Origin of the sequence: Pseudomonas sp. o96-267, from assembly GCF_003935465.1 — a bacterium.
In the GTDB taxonomy this organism is placed as follows: Bacteria; Pseudomonadota; Gammaproteobacteria; order Pseudomonadales; family Pseudomonadaceae; genus Aquipseudomonas; species Aquipseudomonas sediminis.
Window position 1 is genome coordinate 1 of the sequence record NZ_RHQP01000026.1, and the last position, 16,443, is coordinate 16,443.

Here is a 16,443-nt window from a genome sequence, read left to right on the forward strand (position 1 = left end):
AACCCCGGCGCAGCCGGGGCCGGATGGTGGGGTGCCCTTCTCTTTGGTTACTTTCTCTTGGGCAAGCAAGAGAAAGTGACTCGCCCGTAAGGGGCGAAACCCTTCAGATCAGACGACGCGCTAACGGATAGTGCCAAGTCATCGACGGCTAACACTTAATTACCAGTCCAGTATCAACTCGCACTTTCCCCAAACTAGGCAAAGAACCTTTTCTCATCAGAACAGGAAGGTCAGCGCCAGGTTGAACAGCATCGCCGCAACGAAGCCAATGGGCGCGGCGCGCAGCAGCAGTTGCGAGAACAGGGTCGAGCGTACCTTGTCGTCCGTGCAGGAACCCAACAGCAGGCTGCCGCCGGAGGAGAACGGCGAGATCGAGGTAGCCTGGGCACCGACCACGATGGCGATGAAGAGGATCATCGGATCGATCGACATCGACGCCGACAGCGGCAAGACCATGGGGAACAGCGCCGGCGTCACCACACCCAGGGTGCTGGCGAAGATCGACATCAGCGCAGCCACCACGCCGAAGGCCACCGGAATCATCAACGGCGGGATATTGCCGCCGATCCAGGACGCCAGGGCATCGATGGTGCCGGCCTTGATCGCGACGGTAATCAGCATGCCGACGCCGCAGATCATGATCAACGTGGCCCAGGGCACCGAGGCGATGGCCTTGCGCTCGTCACCGAGCTTGAGCAACAGGGCGATCACCGAGAACACGCTGGCGATCAGGCCGATATCCACCTTGCTGTTGATGAACTTGATCGTGGCATTGTCCGGGAAGGCCAGCAGCGCCAGCGGTGCAGCAAGCACCAGAACCATCATCAGCACGGTCAGCAGCAGGGTCAGCTTCTGTTCACGGTTGAAGGCCTCCGGCAGATCGGCGGCGAGCACCGCATTCTTCAGGTTGCGGCCGTGGCCACCGAGGAAGACGAAGGCGGAAATCACCAGCACCGGGATGATCGCCGTGCTGGCGAAGATCGCCAGGGCATTCACGAAGGCTTCGCTCTCGGGCATGCCGGCGCCGGTCATCAGGCCACGGAAGATGATGCCGCTCTGGCTGGAAACGAAGTTCGCCCCGGCCAGCGCACCGTAGTTCACCGCCATGCCACCGAGAATCAGGCTCATGCCAGTGCGCTGGCACAGCAGCAGGGTCAGCGGCGCCATGAAGGCCAGCACGGTGTAGTAACCGGCGCCCATGGCAGCGATCACCCCCGAGGTCAGCAAAATGGCATAGGGCAGCATGTGCGGCACGCCACGGCAGCGATACAGCAGATGCCCGGCGAGTTTTTCCAGGGTGCCGTTGACGGTGGCGAAGCTGTAGAACAGGCAGACCGAGAAGATCACGAAGAAGATCTTCAGCGGCCACATGTTGATGATATCGCCCGGGCTCATGCCCATGCCGAAGCAGCCCAGCAGGTAGGCGAAGGCAATGGCGAACAGGCCGATGTTGATCTTGGTGGTATACCCCAGCGCGACGGCGAGGACGATCGCGGCGACGACGAGCAAGCTCATCATGATGGTTTGACTCCTTTTGTTGTTCTGATGTGAGCAGTGGTTACGCCGAAGCGAAACCGAACAGGGTTGCGGGGTTGTCCACCAGAACGCGACGGCGCTCCTCGGGGTTGGGCAGCAGAGCCTCGAGCAGCGCGAATTGCTGATCGTAGCGGGTCTGCGACTCGAACTGGGTGTTGGGCCAATCGCTGCCCCAGAGGAAGCGACCGACGCCACCACAAGCCTCACGCAGACGTGCCTCGATGGCCTGGGCACGGCTCAGGTCGGACTGGCTGCGGTAGGCTGCCGACAGCTTGATCCATACCGGCGCCTGGCCCAGCAGGTCGAAGAACACGTCATGCTGCGCAGCATCCAGTTGCACGCTCGGCGCAGGCAGGCCGAAGTGATCGATCACCACGGTGACGCCGGATTCGAGAATCGCCGGCACGATCAGCGCCAGGTCGTCGAAGCCGCGCTGGATCTCCACCTGCCAGCCACGGCGCGCCAGACGGCGGAACAGACCACTCCAGGCCGGGCCGGTGTAATCCTCCAGCGCCTTGCCGATCAGGTTCAGGCGCACGCCCACCACGCCGGCAGCGGCCAACTCGTCCAACTCGGCATCGCTGACCTGCGCATCCACCACCGCCACGCCACGCAGGCGCTCAGGGAAGCGTTGCAACGCCTCGACCATGTAGTGGTTGTCGGTGCCGAGAAAGCTGGGCTGGATCAGCACCCCCTGGGACAGGCCGCAGGCGTCCAGGTGGGCCAGGTACTGCTCCACGGTGGCGTCATAGCTGGGGCTGTAGCGGCGGCCGGGAACCATGGGCAGGTTCTGGCGAAAGATGTGCGCGTGGGTGTCGATGCCGGTGATAGCGGCATAAGGCATGGGCGTCACGAAGCGATACCTCTGTCGATTCTTGTACGAGCCGCCGGTACGAGCGACTCCTTCTTGTAAGTCATATATTCATATATATGATTAGATGACTGTATCTACAGAGATCGAGTGCTGTCAATCTGCAGGCCAGTGGTAAAGTGACGGCCGGTCGACTTTTGGATTTGAGGTTTATGAGCACCACGGCTCTGGGACAGGACGAACGCCTGCCGCTATACCAGCGGTTGCGCGACGAAATGCTGGGGAAAATTGCCGCAGGCGAATGGTTGCCGGGTGAGGCCATCCCTACCGAAGCGGAGTTGACCCGCCACTACGGCGTGGCCGTTGGTACGGTGCGCAAGGCAGTGGAAACCCTGGTCGCAGAAGGCCTGCTGCTGCGTGCTCAGGGACGCGGCACCTTCGTACGCCGGCCGAACTTCGACGGCTCGCTGTTTCGCTTCTTCCGCCAGGTCAGCGCCAGTGGCCAGTCTCAGGTGCCGCAGGGTCGCATCCTTGACTGCCGCCAGGTACCTGCCGATGCCGCCGTCAGCCAGGCACTGAAGCTGAGCGAAGGCGAACCCTGCGTCTTCCTCCAACGCCTGCGCCTGATCGACGGCCGCCCGCTGTTCCATGAACGTATCTGGCTGCCGGCTTCACGCTTCGGCGCTCTGCTGGAGCTCGCGCCGGACGACTTCCCGCAATTGCTCTACCCCTTCTACGAGCAGCATTGCGGCCAGCGCATCGCTTCGGCCCAGGAGACCCTCACCGTCTCCTCCGCCGATGCCGAACTCGCTGCCGTTCTGGATGTGGCCGAGGCCAGCCCGAGCGTGGTCATCGAACGCACCGCCTTGGGCTACGACCGCACGCCGCTGGAATATCGCCTGTCACGCGCGGCGGCGGAGAACTTCCGCTATCAGGTGGAAATCAGCTAAACACCTGCCTCCAGATGCAACACGCCCGGGCAAGCCCGGGCGTGAGATGCGATACAAGCTGGGGTCGTCAGAACAACCCGAGTGCCCAGGCCGCACCGAACAGCACCAGCGAGAAGCCCCACATCCACCACAGCGAGTAGCGGATGTGCCGGCCCAGATCCAGCCCGGCTAGACCCAGTGCCAGCCACAGCGCCGGCGAGAACGGACTGATGAAGGTGCCGATGATGTTACCGATGGTCAGCGCATAGACCACGCTGGCCGGCTCGACGCCCTGGGCACCGACCACTTCCAGCGTTACCGGCAGCAGGCCGAAGTAGTAGGCGTCGGTGCTCAGCATCAGCTCCATCGGCAGGCCGAACAGGCCCAGCACGATGTGCATCTGCCCTACCAGCGGCGCCGGCAGCACACGCGCCAGGTCCTGGGCGATGGAGGTGAGCATGCCGGTGCCGGTGAAGATGCCGAGCATCGAGCCAGCCGCCAGGATGATCATGCCCATGCTCAGGGCAGCCGGGGCATGCGCCGAGATCCGCTGCATCTGCGCCTTGCCGCCCGGGTAGTTGATCAGCAGCGCCAGGCACAGGCCGACCATGAAGATATAGCCGGCCGGCAGCACGCCAGAAAACAGCGATACCAGCACCGCCAGGAACAACGCGGAGTTGGCCCAGAGCAGACGCGGGCGCTCCAGAGCGAGCTCCTCGGCGCTTGGCTCATGCAAGTCAGTGCTGGTTTCCACCAGTACACCCTCGTCCCCGCTCTTGCCGGCAGCGATACGACGCTGCTCACGCCAGCCCAGCAACGCAGCCAGGGCAATTAACAGCACCACCCCGACACCCTGTACGGCGATCAGCGGACGCCACAGCTCGGTGACCTCGATGCCGGTCACGGCCGAGGCACGGCCCAGCGGTCCAGCCCAAGGCAGCATGTTGAAGATGCCGGCGCCGATCGCCAGCAACAGCAGCATCAGGTACGGGCTCATGCGCAACTGCTTGTACAGCGGCAGCAAGGCGGGAACGGTGAGCAGGAAGGTGGTGGCGCCGGCACCGTCGAGGTGCGCCAGCATGCCGATCACAGCGGTGGCCACGGTGACGGCGATCACGTTGCCGCGGGTCAGGCGCACCATGCCATTGATCAGCGGGCGGAACAGCCCGGTGTCCTGCAGCACGCCGAAAAAGGTGATGGCAAACACGAACATGGTGGCGATCGCCGTCACGCGGCCGATGCCATCAGTGAAGAAACCGGAAATCGCCTCTGGGCCAAAGCCCGCGGCCAGAGCGCCCAAAAGCGGCACTATGATCAATGGCAGAACAGGCGACATGCGCCCAACAAGCAGCAGCACAACCAGGCTGCAGATGGTCAACAGGCCAATCAAGGTCAACAAACCGCTTTCTCCTCTTTTTCTTGTAAAGCACGCAAAAGGCGCGTGAGGAGGCTAAGAGGCGAACCTTTCAAAAACCTTTAAGCGGCGAACATGCGCCTCGCTAAATGTCAGTGGATATGTCGCAGAATCGGGGCGGCAGCCCTGCCGCCCCGACGTCATTTATTGCAGGGTGTAGCCCTTGCCTACCACCCAATCCTGACTGGGACAGCCGCGGTAGAGCTCGCGAGTGCGAGTAAGCGCAAGTCCCTGCGAGAGCAATCCATGCTCTACTGTCGCGACCCAAGGTGACAGCAAACCCCATGACCGACCTCGATCTCTGCGCCGCCCAATACTGCGCCATCGCCGGCGACCTCGACGCCAACCTCCAGCGGCATCTGCAGGTCATGCGACTCGCCGCCGAGCAGCGCATCGATTTTCTGCTGTTCCCCGAACTGTCGTTGACCGGATACGAGCCCTCGCTGGCACGCGAGCTGGCGCAGGCGACGGACACTGCACTGCTGCAGCCTGTGCGCACGTTGGCCAAGCAGCTGTGCATGACTACGGTGGTCGGCTTACCGCTGCGAACAGCCGAAAGCGACGCCGTCCTGATCGGCTCAGTGCTGTGCGGCGCCGATGGTTCGCAGGCCATCTATACCAAGCAGCACCTGCATGCGGGTGAAGAGCGGGTGTTCAGCCCAGGCACCGGTGGTGCGCCGCTGCACCTCGGCAACGAGCGCATCGCCCTGTCGATCTGTGCGGACTTCGCCCACGCCAGCCATGCCAGGGCTGCCGTCGAGCGCGGCGCCGGGATCTACGCGACCAGTGTGCTGATCAGCGAAAACGGTTACCCGCATGACAGCGAATTGCTCGAAGGCTATGCCAGTGAATTGTCCCTCGGGGTGTTGATGGCCAACCACGGCGGTCCTTCCGGCGGCTGGGCCTGCGCCGGGCGCAGCGCGTTCTGGGCGCCCGGTGGGCGACAGGTGGTAAGTGCAGTCGGCACGGGTGACTACCTGGTGATTGCGCGCCGCCGCCAGGGCATCTGGCAAGGTCAGACGCTGGAGTTGTCGCTGGACAACTGATCAGGCCGCTTTGAGCGCCTTCACTCGCTCCAGCCAGGCTAGGTCGAGCCGCGTCTGCTCGATATCCAGCCCCTGCTGCTCCATCGCCTCAAGATGGCTGTCGATCTCGCGCACCATCTGGCTCAGCTCGCTGGAGTTGCCGTCGAGCTGATGCATCTGGGTCACTCCCAGGTGGTAGAAGCGCAGCAGCTTCATCGCCGTTTCATCGCCCTGGGCCACGCCTGCCTTGACGTGATGCATGACGTTGGTCACGCGCATCAGGCTGCGCTTGAGGCGCCAACCGTAAACGGCCGGCGCCATGAACGGCCGCGACCAGAGTCGCTGGCGCACCAGGGCAATGGTCAGGCCGAGCCCCGCCAGCACACCCAGCAGGTTCCACTTGAAGTTGTCGCCACCGGGCGTGCCGAAAAGCTGCGTGCTCGCCGTGGCGCAGAGCATGGCCAGCGCCACGAAGATGACCGCGATCACCATGGTGCTGCGGCGGGTCTGCTGGCGGTAGTAGGCGGGGTCGATGGGCTGGATTTCGAACATGCGCGAAGGCTCGTGGCGGGGTCAGTCGGCGATGGTACGACAGCTTGCCGCGATGCACGAACCCGTCACGCCTCTGTACGGTACTGAAGATAAGGACCGATCGCCGCCATCGCCCCCGCCAGGTACTGCGCCTTCTCACCCACCGGCGCCACGTAGTGCAGCGCCTGGCGCGCCTCGTCGAGGCCGACCAGACGGGCGATGACCCAGGCGGCGAGATAGGTCGACGCCAGGCAGCCGCCCGCCGTGGCGACATTGCCACGGGCGAACAGCGGCTGGTCGAGCACCTGCACACCCGCCTCCTGCACCCAGGGCTTGCTGGTCAGGTCGGTGCAGGCGGCGACGCCGTCGAGCAGGCCGAGCCGGGCCAGTAGCAACGTGCCGGAACACTGCGCCGCCAGCAGTTGGCGCGCCGGGTCGAGGCGCAGCTGTGCCATCAGCGATTGATCCGCCACCACCTCACGGGTGCGCATGCCACTGCCGACGATCACCGCATCAGCCGCGGAGACCTGCTGCAGGTCGATGTGGCTATCGATCACCAACCCGTTCATGGATGTCACGCGTGCAACTGGGCTGGCGATGCTGACGCGCCCGCCGGGCCGGCGGACGCGGTTGAGAATGGCGAAGGCGATCAGCGAGTCGAGCTCGTTAAACCCCTCGAAGGTCAGAATGGCGATGTGCATGGCAGCTCCTGTGATGAAACGGGTTGCCACGCAGCTTCGGGGCAATGATCATGACAATCAAATAATTGTCATGGATACAACCCATGCCCCGCGCGCGCTACAAGCAACTGGTCGATCAGTTGGCCGCCGACATCCGCTGCGGCGCGCTCGCGCCCGGCACACGCCTGCCCACGCACCGCGAACTGGCCGCGCAGCACGGCATCGCCCTGGTCACCGCGTCACGGGTATACACCGAGCTGCACGCCATGGGCCTGGTCAGTGGCGAAACCGGACGCGGCACCTTCGTGCGCGAGACCAGCCTCGCGCCTGGCCACGGTATCGACCAGCCGGCGACCGAGGGCGGCATGCTCGACCTCAACTTCAACTACCCCACGTTGCCGGGCCAAGCCGATCTGCTGCGCCAGGCCCTGCGCCAGCTGGCATTGTCCGGTGACCTGGAGGCGCTGCTGCGCTACCAGCCGCATGCCGGGCGCCCCCATGAGCGGGCATTGCTGGCCAGGCACCTGACGGATCAGGGACTCCCGGTCACGGCGCAACAGGTGCTGATCGTCAACGGCGCCCAGCACGGCCTGGCGCTGACCCTGCAGACCCTGCTCCAGCCCGGTGACGTGGTCGCGGTCGATGCCCTCACCTACCCCGGTTTCAAGGCGGCCGCCGCCGCGCGCGGCGTGGAATTGCTGGCGCTGCCCTGCGACGCCAGCGGCCCCGATTTCGATGCCCTGGCAGCACTGTGCAGAACGCGCCGGGTACGGGCGATCTACAGCATGCCGACCCTGCACAACCCGCTGGGCTGGGTACTCGACCGGCCGCAGCGCAAGCGCCTGATCGACATCGCCCGCGAGCACGATCTGCTGATCATCGAGGATGCCGCCTACGCCTTCCTGGCCAGCTCGGCACCAGCGCCACTGGCCGCCCTGGCGCCCGAACGCACGGTGCATGTGTCGGGATTTTCGAAGAACATCGCCACCGGCTTGCGGGTTGGCTACCTGACTGCGCCTGCCGTCTGGGTCGCCGCACTGGAGCGCAGCATCCGCGCCAGCACCTGGAACACCCCGGGCATCATGACGGCGCTGGTCTGCGCCTGGATCGAAGACGGCACACTGGCCCGCCTGCAAACGCAGAAGCGCGAGGACGCCCGCTGCCGGCAAGCACTGGCGCGGCGCGTGCTGGCCGGCCTGCAACCGATCGGGCATGAGGCCAGCTATTTCCTCTGGCTGCCGTTACCGGCCGAGGTGCGCGCCGATCAGGTCGTGGCGCGCCTGCTGCACGAGCAGGTGGCGGTCTCCACCGCTGAGCCGTTCAGCACCTCGGAGCAGGTGCCCCATGCGCTGCGCCTGGCCCTTGGCTCGGTTACCCTGGCGCAACTGGAAGACGCGCTGGACAAGGTCAGGCAAGCCATCGCCCACTTCGCCTATTGAGCGACCTGACGCAGCCACTCGCTGGGACTCGCCCCCACCTTGCGGCGAAATGCACGGGCCAGGGCCGAGGGGCTTTCATAGCCGACCTCGTCGGCGATCAGCGCCATGGGCCGGCCCTCGCGCAGACGCTTCTGCGCCAGGCTGACGCGCCAGCCCACCAGATAATCCGCCGGTGTAGCACCGACCACATCGTGAAAATGCGCAGCGAAACTGGCGCGCGACATGCCGGCCAGCGCCGCCAGCTCGGCCACCGACCAGCCGTGCTGCGGTTTCTCGTGCAGCTGATTGAGCGCCCGCGCCAGGCGTGGTTCGGCCAGCCCCGCCATCATCCCCGAGGCCAGCTCGCGGCTGTTCATCAGATGGCGCAGCAGCTGGATCACCATCAGCTCGAACAGGCGATTGAGCACCAGTTCGCGTCCGCAATCCTCCCCCGCCGCCTCGGCGAACAGCCAGTCCAGGCAACCGCTCAGGCTCGGCAACTCGCGCAGCGGTTTGACGATGGCGCCTGGCAGTGACCGCGACAGCGGATTGTCGATGCCGCCGTCGAAGGCCAGGGTCGCGCAGACCAGTTCGGCACCGTCAGCCTCGCTGGCTGTCATCTGGTGCAAGCGCGGCCTGGCCACCAGCATCAGGCTCGGCTCTTCCAGACGCAGTTCGCGGCCATCGCCTTCACGAAAGCTCATGCGCCCGGCACGCAGTAGATGGATGTAACCATGCGGCTCATGCTCGCCATGGCTGCTGGTGCCGCAGAACCCACCGCGGTGGAAGGTGCTGGCGTGCAGGTTGAAGTGATGCAGCAGGCTGGACAGGCGATCCATGGTCATCTCGCACTCTTGGACGATCTGTCGCATAACATCGACGATCTGAATCCGAAAAGCCAGATCGATTGCCTAGCATGGCTCCAGGCTTGAACGACAAGCTTCCCACCCAAGACTGGAGAATCACCATGACTCGTATCGCCGCACTGCCCTTCGAACAAACCGCTGCCAGCGCCCAGACGCAACTGGAAGGCATCCGCAAGGGCCTCGGTTTCATCCCCAATACCTTCGCCACCCTGGCCCACGCCCCGGCCGCGCTGAGCGGCTACCTGGCACTGTCCCAGGCGCTCGGCAAAGGCACACTGAACGCCAAGGCGCGCGAAGTGGTGGCGCTGGCCAGCTCGCAGGTCAACGGCTGCGAATACTGCCTGGCCGCGCACACCCTGTTCGCCGGCAAGGCTGGCCTGAGCGCAGCGGACATTCGCAGCGCCCGCGATGGCGAGTTCGATGCCGTAGCGCGCCTGACCCGGCAGATCATCGACAGCCGCGGCCGCCTCAGCGATGCGCAGCTGCAAGCCGCGCGCGATGAAGGGCTGAGCGAGGCCGCTATCGTCGAAGTGGTGGCCAACGTCGCCTTGATGACGCTGACCAATTACCTCAACAACCTGGCCGAAACCGTTGTCGACTTTCCACCAGTAGCCGTCTGATGACGCCGGAGGTACACCATGCAAGCCGTCACCCTCTACACCACCGCATACTGCCCTTACTGCATCAACGCCAAGGCGCTGCTGACACGCAAGGGCGTGACCTACGAGGAAATCGACGTGAGTCGCTCGCCCGAGCGTATGGCGGAGATGCTGCAGCGCAGCAAGCGCCGCAGCGTGCCGCAGATATTCATTGGCGAGCATCATGTCGGCGGCTTCGATGACCTCGCCGCACTGGAACGTGGCGGCGAACTGGATGCGTTGCTGCAAGCCTGAACCCTGATGGCCGACCTTGCCGGCGGCCATCACCCCTTCTGCGCCGACAGCTGTGCCGGCCTACTCCTTTTCGTCAAAGCGCTCGTCTTTGCCCTCATGCACCTGGCCATCGCTGCCGATACAAAAGCGGCAACATCGGCCCGATAGGCTGAGCGTCGCCCTGCGCCCTATCTCGAAATGGAGTCTGCCCATGCGTCTCGACGCCCTCTCTTTGAAAACCCGCCTGATCATCGCGGTGGCGATTCCCTGCATCGCCCTGCTGCTGGTGGCGCTGACCAGCCTGAGCAGCATGTCGAGCATGCATCGGGACACGCAGGTGCTCTATCTCAATACGGCTGCGCCGATGCGCGCCATGGCCGAGGTCGCCTCGCGCATCCCGCGTATGCGCGTCGGGCTCGACATGATGCTGCTGCAGGAAACTCCGCTACGCGACGAACGCGGCGTGAAATCGCGCGTGCAGGATGCCCGCAACGAAGATGTGCCCGGCATGCGCGAAGCGATGCGCCAGGCCGTGGCGGCCCAGGTCAACCCGGAGCGCAAGGTCCAGGCGCAGCAACTGCTTGATCAGTTCGAGGCCATGGTCAGCAATGAACTGAACCCGATGCTCGCCGCCTTCGACGCCGGCGACATGGCCAAGGCCCAGCAGATCTACCGCGACCAGTACGCCAAGACCTACGGCGTGATGCGCCAGGGCGCCAACGACCTGCTCGATGCCCTGCTGCAGCAGGCTGAGCAGCAGAACCAGCACAGTGCCGAGAGCTACGACCAAGGCATTACCCGTCAGATCGCCATCATCGCCATCGGCCTGCTGGTATCGATCATCATTTCCTGGCTGATCGTGGTGCAGCTACGTCGCCGTGTGGCGGTGTTGCAGAGCAGCCTGGGCCAGGCTGCCGACAACCTGGCCCTGGACACCCGTATCGACCTGCACGGCCAGGACGAGCTGAGCGAGATCGCCCGCAGCTTCAACCAGTTCATCGACAAGGTGCATGGCGCCATGCGTCAGTTCGCCGACAACTCGCGCCAACTCTCGGGCATGGCCCGCGATGTGGCCGAGCGCGCGCGCCTGACCCAGAGCAACTGCACCGCGCAAAGCGCCCGTACGGTGCAAGTGGCCACAGCGATCAACGAACTGGGCTCGACCGTCAACGAGATTGCGCGCAACGCCGAGAACGCCGCAGCAGTCGCCCGCGAGGCCACCCAGCATGCCAGCGACGGCAGCGCCGTGGTCAGCCAGGCGCATCGCCAGGTCGATGCCCTCAACGGCGAACTGGAGCAGGCCGCCAAGGTGATCGAGGCACTGGCCGCGCAGACCGACGCCATCAGCACCACGCTCAACACCATCCGCAGCATTTCCGAACAGAGCAACCTGCTCGCGCTCAACGCCGCCATCGAAGCGGCGCGTGCTGGCGAGCAAGGCCGCGGCTTCGCTGTCGTGGCCGACGAGGTACGTACCCTGGCCAGCCGTTCCGGCGCCTCCACCGAGGAGATCCAGCAGGTCATCGACCGCCTGCAGAACGAATCACGCTCGGCCGTCGAGGCCATGGCCAAGGGCCAACGGCAGAGCGCGCTGGTGGTGGAATATGCGAGCAAGGCGTCGGCGGCACTGGAGCAGATCAACAGCCATATCGGCCAGATCAGCGACCAGAACATCCAGGTCGCCACCGCCACCGAGGAACAGTCCAGCGTGGTGGAAGACATCAACCGCAACATCGTCGACATCAACGAGCTGACCGTCGGCACCACCCATATCGCCGACCAGCTCAACCAGGCCAGCAGCGATTTGCAGGCGCTATCGACCCAGCTTGATGGCCTGGTCGGGCGTTTCCGGTTGTAACCCCTCAAACCACTCGGTGCGCACGACGCCCCTGCGGTCGGACGCCGTGCGCATCGAGCCACCTACAAGTCTTCGTCGATGCGCTCGCGCAAATAGGTGTAGAAGGGGTTGGACGTCATACGCTGCAAACTATCGAGCCCCACCACCAGCACGCCGTGTTCACCGCGCGGTGCCAGCGTGCCAAGGGCTACGCCGTAGAACTCCTCGGAGGTCGGTTCGCTGCCATACAGCGGATCGTCCGTAGGAAACGGCAGTGCAACGTGTGACAGCGAGAACAGCTGGCTCGGGTATTCGACGTTCAATGGCGTCCCCAGCGCCTCACGCTCGCCGGCGGTGATTCGCCGCGCCTCGACCTGACGGCCACCGCTCTGCGCAACGCCCACCACCGTCAGGTCGTAGTCACGCTGAGCCGGTGGCAGCAAGGTCTCGAGCAAGCCGCTCATGTCCGCCCGCAGCAGCGAACTGGCCGCCTGCGAGCGGTTGATGTCGAAGATCACCAGTTCACTGCCATTGGCCGGCAGACGCTCGAACAAATGGCGCACCACGGCCGGTGTACTCACGGTACTGTCGGCCAGCGACTGAAAGGCCAGCACCGGTGGCAATCGTGACAGACGGCCATCGGCTTCGGCGGCATCGAAGGCAGACTGCACCTCGCTGGTCAGCTCATAGGTCTGCCGCGCCGCGTGCACCGGGAAGGAGTTGTACTTGAACGGGTTGAACTCCGGCAGCACGTTCATCCAGGCCGACTTGGCGAAGGCCGGCAGCAACGCCGGCAGGGCCGCCAGCCCGGCGTAACGCGCGTAGCTGGTGACGCCGATCATCGGCGAGATCAGCACCAGGCGTTGCGGCATGGCCAGCTGCTCGTCCTCCAGCGCGGCCAGGCTGTAGCGCAGCGCCAGCGCACCGCCATTGGAATAGCCGATCAGATACAGCGGCCCGTCCGGCACCTGGCGCCGCGCCTCGCGCACGGCCAGGCGGGTAGCGGCCAGCCATTGCTCCCAGTGCGCAGCAGTGAGCGCCGCCGGCACCGTGCCATGGCCAGGCATGCGCGGCACCAGCGCTAACAGCCCCTGTTCGCTCAGGTGCTGGGCGATATGGCGCAGGCTGTATGGCGAGTCGGTCAGGCCATGCAGCAACACCACTACGCCACGCGCCGGACCTGGCGGCTGCAGAGTGAAGGAGCGATTCCAGTCGCGCGGCAGGTTGCCGGGGTAGACCGAACTGTCGCTGGCGTAGCGGCTGTATGGCGCCGTGCCGGAGGCCGTGACCGGCTCGATCAACTCACTCTGCAGGCGCTCGAACAGGGCCGCCTCGGCGGCCAGATAGGCTTGCCAGTCGGCAGCGTCCAGCTCGCTGACCTCCAGCTCCTGCGGCACCAGGCGGTGCCAGGGTTCCAGTTCGGGCAACGACGACAGCCCGGCGATACGAATGCCGAGCAAGGCCACCACGATCAACAACAGCACTACCAGCGTCCAGGCCATCACGTTGCGCATGCGTGGTAAACGCATCAAGCGCCTCCCTCGAAAATCTCTGGCCGGGAAAATCCGTCCCGGCGACCGGCTCGGGGACTGTAGTGCAAAGCTCCGCTCAACCACCACCGGGTTGCTCAATACATATGGATTTACGTATATTCGAAATTCCATATATATGAACTTACCCAATGTCCGAGTACCTATCCCCGCCCACTCTGTTCAAATCCCTGGCCGATGAAACCCGCGCCCGCGCCGTGCTGCTGATCGTCGATCAGGGCGAGTTGTGTGTCTGCGAGCTGGTCTGCGCGCTGGGCGACAGCCAGCCGAAGATCTCCCGCCACCTGGCGCAATTGCGCAGCAGCGGCCTGCTGCAGGATCGTCGCCAGGGCCAATGGGTTTACTACCGTCTTGCGCCCGATCTGCCGCAGTGGGTGCGCGACGTGCTGGCCGCCACCCTGGCCGCCAACCGCACCTGGCTGGAGCAGGACACCAGCCGCCTCGCCAATATGGGCGACCGCCCTGCCCGCCTCGCCACCTGCTGCTGAGTACACCGCATGCTGATCGCCGTCGCCATCTTCCTGTTCACCCTGATCCTGGTCATCTGGCAACCCAGAGGCCTCGGCGTTGGCTGGAGCGCCTCGCTCGGCGCCGTGCTGGCCCTGGCCGCCGGCGTGGTCAGCCTGGCCGACATCCCTACCGTGTGGAATATCGTGTGGAACGCCACGGCGACCTTTATCGCCGTGATCATCATCAGCCTGCTGCTCGATGAGGCCGGCTTCTTCGAGTGGGCGGCGCTGCACGTGGCGCGCTGGGCCAATGGCAGCGGCGCGCGCCTGTTCGCCTTCAGCATCCTGCTCGGCGCGGCGGTGTCGGCGTTGTTCGCCAACGATGGCGCGGCGCTGATCCTCACCCCCATCGTGATTTCCATGTTGCTGGCGCTGCGTTTCTCGCCGGCTTCGACCCTGGCCTTCGTCATGGCTGCCGGCTTTATCGCCGACACCGCCAGTCTGCCGCTGGTGGTGTCGAACCTGGTCAACATCGTCTCGGCCGACTACTTCGGCATCGGCTTCGGCGCCTACGCCGCAGTGATGGTGCCGGTGAACCTGGTCAGCGTCGCCGCCACTCTGCTGGTGCTGTGGCTGTTCTTCCGCCGCGACATTCCGGCGCGCTACGAAGTGGCGGCGTTGCAGGCACCCAGCCAGGCGATCCGTGACCTCAGCACCTTCAAGGTCGGCTGGGCGGTGCTGCTGGCACTGCTGGTCGGGCTGTTCGCCCTGGAGCCGCTGGGCATCCCGATCAGCGCTGTGGCCGCAGCCTGCGCCGCGCTGCTATTCGCCGTCGCTGCCCATGGCAAACGCATCGCCACCGGCAAGGTGCTGCGCGAGGCGCCCTGGCAGGTGGTGATTTTCTCCCTCGGCATGTACCTGGTGGTGTACGGCCTGAGCAATGCCGGCCTGACCGCCGAGCTGACGCGCCTGCTCGACGCCTTCGCCGGCTACGGCATCTGGGGCGCGGCGCTGGGCACCGGCCTGCTCAGCGCGCTGCTGTCGTCGCTGATGAACAACATGCCCAGCGTGCTGATCGGCGCGCTGGCCATCGACGCCAGCCAGGCCAGTGGCGCGGTGCGTGAGGCGATGATCTACGCCAACGTGATCGGCTGCGACCTGGGGCCGAAGATCACCCCCATCGGCAGCCTGGCCACCCTGCTCTGGCTGCACGTATTGGCGCGCAAGGGCATCCGTGTGACCTGGGGTTACTACTTCAAGGTCGGCATCGTGCTCACCCTGCCGGTACTACTGCTTACCCTTTCGGCCCTGGCCCTGCGCCTGAGCCTCTGACCTGGAGCCTTCAAGATGAAAGTCCTGTTCATGTGCACGGCCAACAGCTGCCGCAGCATCCTTTCCGAAGCCATGTTCAACCACCTGGCGCCGAGCGAGCACCAGGCAGTCAGCTCCGGCAGTTTCCCGCGCGGCGAGGTGCTGCCGCGTACGCTGGTAACGCTGCGCGACGCCGGCATCGACACCGAGGGCCTGAGCAGCAAGGGCAACGACGCCTTCGAAGATTGCCCGCCGGATATCGTCATCACCGTCTGCGACAAGGCGGCCGGCGAAGCCTGCCCGGTGTACTTCGGCCCGGCGCTGAAAGCCCACTGGGGCCTGGAAGATCCGTCCCACGTGGAAGGCGACGAGACCAGTATCGACGCCGCCTTTCACGCCACCCTGGCGCATATCGAACGGCGCTGCCGCGCCTTCCTCGCCCTGCCCCTGGCGGACATGAGCCGCGATGAGCTGCAGCAGGCGCTCAACCGTATCGGCCAGGAGTGAGGACACCCACATGAACGACAACCTGCCCAATCTCGACCTCGACCTGCTGCCGGCCCAACCCAGCGACGCGGCCCCGGCGCCGCGCATCCTGCTGCTGTACGGCTCCACCCGGCCGCGCTCGGTCCGCCGCCTGCTGGTGCAGGAAGCGGCGCGCCTGCTGCAGCACCTGGGTTGCGAGACGCGCATCTTCGATCCGTCCGGCCTGCCCCTGCCGGACGACGCTCCAGTCGAGCATCCCAAGGTGCAGGAGCTGCTGGAACTGATGCAGTGGTCGGAAGGCCAGGTGTGGTGCTCGCCGGAACGCCACGGTGCCCTGTCGGCGGTGTTCAAGGCGCAGATCGACTGGGTGCCGCTGGCCATGGGCGCGGTGCGCCCGACCCAGGGCAAGACCCTGGCGGTGATGCAGGTCTGCGGCGGCTCGCAGTCGTTCAACGTGGTCAATCAGTTGCGCGTACTCGGCCGCTGGATGCGCATGTTCACCATCCCCAACCAGTCGTCGGTACCCAAGGCCTTTCTCGAATTCGGCGATGACGACCGCATGCAGCCGTCGCCGTACTACGACCGCCTGGTGGACGTAATGGAAGAGCTGGTGCGCTTCACCTGGCTGCTACGCGACCATCCCGAGCTGGTGGACCGCTATTCCGAGCGCAAGGAGTCAGCCGAGGCGCTGTCACAGCGGGTCAATCAGCGCAGTATCTGAAGCGCTT

At 65.1% G+C, this 16,443-nt stretch carries 17 protein-coding genes; 10 read left to right on the forward strand and 7 right to left on the reverse strand.

Annotated elements, in window-relative coordinates:
- Nucleotides 1-216 precede the first annotated feature (216 nt).
- On the reverse strand, nt 217-1,518 hold the full coding sequence (locus tag EGJ86_RS17250) for an SLC13 family permease (RefSeq protein WP_125835938.1): 1,302 nt from the start codon (nt 1,516-1,518) through the stop codon (nt 217-219).
- A 40-nt stretch (nt 1,519-1,558) separates the two neighbouring features.
- A complete protein-coding gene (locus EGJ86_RS17255; RefSeq protein ID WP_177432876.1) occupies nt 1,559-2,380 on the reverse strand; it encodes an amidohydrolase in 822 nt (273 codons plus the stop codon).
- A gap of 179 nt (nt 2,381-2,559) precedes the next feature.
- Here EGJ86_RS17255 and EGJ86_RS17260 point away from each other — a divergent pair, with 179 nt between their 5' ends.
- Nucleotides 2,560-3,297: a GntR family transcriptional regulator gene (locus EGJ86_RS17260; RefSeq protein ID WP_125835940.1), complete on the forward strand. Its 738-nt coding sequence runs from the start codon at nt 2,560-2,562 to the stop codon at nt 3,295-3,297.
- Between the two features lie 67 nt (nt 3,298-3,364).
- Here EGJ86_RS17260 and EGJ86_RS17265 read toward each other — a convergent pair whose 3' ends face one another.
- Complete coding sequence (locus tag EGJ86_RS17265) at nt 3,365-4,675, reverse strand: CitMHS family transporter (protein ID WP_125835941.1); 1,311 nt, start codon at nt 4,673-4,675, stop codon at nt 3,365-3,367.
- Nucleotides 4,676-4,974: 299 nt separating this feature from the next.
- Between EGJ86_RS17265 and EGJ86_RS17270 the strand changes: the two genes are divergently transcribed.
- The gene (locus tag EGJ86_RS17270; RefSeq protein ID WP_125835942.1) at nt 4,975-5,736 is read left to right on the forward strand and encodes a carbon-nitrogen hydrolase family protein; all 762 of its coding nucleotides are present in this window, start codon (nt 4,975-4,977) and stop codon (nt 5,734-5,736) included.
- On the opposite strand, the gene EGJ86_RS17275 is transcribed toward EGJ86_RS17270, so the two are convergent.
- Together EGJ86_RS17275 and EGJ86_RS17280 are read right to left on the reverse strand one after the other, a co-directional pair.
- Nucleotides 5,737-6,267, reverse strand: coding sequence for a DUF3087 domain-containing protein (locus EGJ86_RS17275; RefSeq protein ID WP_125835943.1), 531 nt, complete (start codon nt 6,265-6,267; stop codon nt 5,737-5,739).
- 65 nt (nt 6,268-6,332) lie between these two features.
- Complete coding sequence (locus EGJ86_RS17280) at nt 6,333-6,947, reverse strand: DJ-1/PfpI family protein (protein WP_125835944.1); 615 nt, start codon at nt 6,945-6,947, stop codon at nt 6,333-6,335.
- Between the two features lie 83 nt (nt 6,948-7,030).
- Here EGJ86_RS17280 and EGJ86_RS17285 point away from each other — a divergent pair, with 83 nt between their 5' ends.
- Complete coding sequence (locus tag EGJ86_RS17285) at nt 7,031-8,365, forward strand: PLP-dependent aminotransferase family protein (protein WP_125835945.1); 1,335 nt, start codon at nt 7,031-7,033, stop codon at nt 8,363-8,365.
- On the opposite strand, the gene EGJ86_RS17290 is transcribed toward EGJ86_RS17285, so the two are convergent.
- A complete protein-coding gene (locus EGJ86_RS17290; RefSeq protein ID WP_017677711.1) occupies nt 8,359-9,189 on the reverse strand; it encodes an AraC family transcriptional regulator in 831 nt (276 codons plus the stop codon). The genes EGJ86_RS17285 and EGJ86_RS17290 overlap by 7 nt on opposite strands.
- Before the next feature lie 122 nt (nt 9,190-9,311).
- Between EGJ86_RS17290 and EGJ86_RS17295 the strand changes: the two genes are divergently transcribed.
- From EGJ86_RS17295 to EGJ86_RS17305, 3 genes are all read left to right on the forward strand, one after another.
- Nucleotides 9,312-9,830, forward strand: a complete 519-nt coding sequence (locus EGJ86_RS17295; protein WP_017677712.1) for a carboxymuconolactone decarboxylase family protein — start codon at nt 9,312-9,314, stop codon at nt 9,828-9,830.
- An 18-nt stretch (nt 9,831-9,848) separates the two neighbouring features.
- Entirely contained in the window at nt 9,849-10,103 is a 255-nt protein-coding gene (gene grxC / locus EGJ86_RS17300; RefSeq protein WP_017677713.1) for a glutaredoxin 3, read from the forward strand.
- A 190-nt stretch (nt 10,104-10,293) separates the two neighbouring features.
- Nucleotides 10,294-11,940 carry a methyl-accepting chemotaxis protein gene (locus tag EGJ86_RS17305; RefSeq protein ID WP_125835946.1) on the forward strand — a complete coding sequence of 549 codons (1,647 nt, stop codon included), beginning with the start codon at nt 10,294-10,296 and terminating at the stop codon, nt 11,938-11,940.
- 62 nt (nt 11,941-12,002) lie between these two features.
- On the opposite strand, the gene EGJ86_RS17310 is transcribed toward EGJ86_RS17305, so the two are convergent.
- Nucleotides 12,003-13,448: a carboxylesterase gene (locus tag EGJ86_RS17310; protein ID WP_125835947.1), complete on the reverse strand. Its 1,446-nt coding sequence runs from the start codon at nt 13,446-13,448 to the stop codon at nt 12,003-12,005.
- Between the two features lie 152 nt (nt 13,449-13,600).
- On the opposite strand from EGJ86_RS17310, the gene EGJ86_RS17315 reads away from it, so the two are divergent.
- The 4 genes from EGJ86_RS17315 to arsH are packed head-to-tail and all read left to right on the forward strand — an operon-like array spanning nt 13,601 to nt 16,436.
- Nucleotides 13,601-13,957 (forward strand): metalloregulator ArsR/SmtB family transcription factor, encoded by a 357-nt coding sequence (locus tag EGJ86_RS17315; RefSeq protein ID WP_125835948.1) that lies wholly within the window; start codon nt 13,601-13,603, stop codon nt 13,955-13,957.
- 9 nt (nt 13,958-13,966) lie between these two features.
- Complete coding sequence (locus EGJ86_RS17320; protein ID WP_125835949.1) at nt 13,967-15,250, forward strand: arsenic transporter; 1,284 nt, start codon at nt 13,967-13,969, stop codon at nt 15,248-15,250.
- Nucleotides 15,251-15,265: 15 nt separating this feature from the next.
- Nucleotides 15,266-15,736 (forward strand): arsenate reductase ArsC, encoded by a 471-nt coding sequence (locus tag EGJ86_RS17325; protein ID WP_125835950.1) that lies wholly within the window; start codon nt 15,266-15,268, stop codon nt 15,734-15,736.
- A gap of 10 nt (nt 15,737-15,746) precedes the next feature.
- A complete protein-coding gene (arsH, locus tag EGJ86_RS17330; RefSeq protein WP_125835951.1) occupies nt 15,747-16,436 on the forward strand; it encodes an arsenical resistance protein ArsH in 690 nt (229 codons plus the stop codon).
- The last annotated feature ends 7 nt before the right edge of the window (nt 16,437-16,443 follow it).

Coding starts and splice junctions, on each gene's coding strand:
- EGJ86_RS17280 (WP_125835944.1), bottom strand. CDS start 6,947: ATGCACATCGCCATTCTGACCTTCGAGGGGTTTAACGAGCTCGACTCG.
- EGJ86_RS17315 (WP_125835948.1), top strand. CDS start 13,601: ATGTCCGAGTACCTATCCCCGCCCACTCTGTTCAAATCCCTGGCCGAT.
- EGJ86_RS17260 (WP_125835940.1), top strand. CDS start 2,560: ATGAGCACCACGGCTCTGGGACAGGACGAACGCCTGCCGCTATACCAG.
- EGJ86_RS17250 (WP_125835938.1), bottom strand. CDS start 1,518: ATGATGAGCTTGCTCGTCGTCGCCGCGATCGTCCTCGCCGTCGCGCTG.
- EGJ86_RS17325 (WP_125835950.1), top strand. CDS start 15,266: ATGAAAGTCCTGTTCATGTGCACGGCCAACAGCTGCCGCAGCATCCTT.
- grxC (WP_017677713.1), top strand. CDS start 9,849: ATGCAAGCCGTCACCCTCTACACCACCGCATACTGCCCTTACTGCATC.
- arsH (WP_125835951.1), top strand. CDS start 15,747: ATGAACGACAACCTGCCCAATCTCGACCTCGACCTGCTGCCGGCCCAA.
- EGJ86_RS17255 (WP_177432876.1), bottom strand. CDS start 2,380: ATGCCTTATGCCGCTATCACCGGCATCGACACCCACGCGCACATCTTT.
- EGJ86_RS17320 (WP_125835949.1), top strand. CDS start 13,967: ATGCTGATCGCCGTCGCCATCTTCCTGTTCACCCTGATCCTGGTCATC.
- EGJ86_RS17305 (WP_125835946.1), top strand. CDS start 10,294: ATGCGTCTCGACGCCCTCTCTTTGAAAACCCGCCTGATCATCGCGGTG.
- EGJ86_RS17285 (WP_125835945.1), top strand. CDS start 7,031: ATGCCCCGCGCGCGCTACAAGCAACTGGTCGATCAGTTGGCCGCCGAC.
- EGJ86_RS17275 (WP_125835943.1), bottom strand. CDS start 6,267: ATGTTCGAAATCCAGCCCATCGACCCCGCCTACTACCGCCAGCAGACC.
- EGJ86_RS17295 (WP_017677712.1), top strand. CDS start 9,312: ATGACTCGTATCGCCGCACTGCCCTTCGAACAAACCGCTGCCAGCGCC.
- EGJ86_RS17310 (WP_125835947.1), bottom strand. CDS start 13,448: ATGCGTTTACCACGCATGCGCAACGTGATGGCCTGGACGCTGGTAGTG.
- EGJ86_RS17270 (WP_125835942.1), top strand. CDS start 4,975: ATGACCGACCTCGATCTCTGCGCCGCCCAATACTGCGCCATCGCCGGC.
- EGJ86_RS17290 (WP_017677711.1), bottom strand. CDS start 9,189: ATGACCATGGATCGCCTGTCCAGCCTGCTGCATCACTTCAACCTGCAC.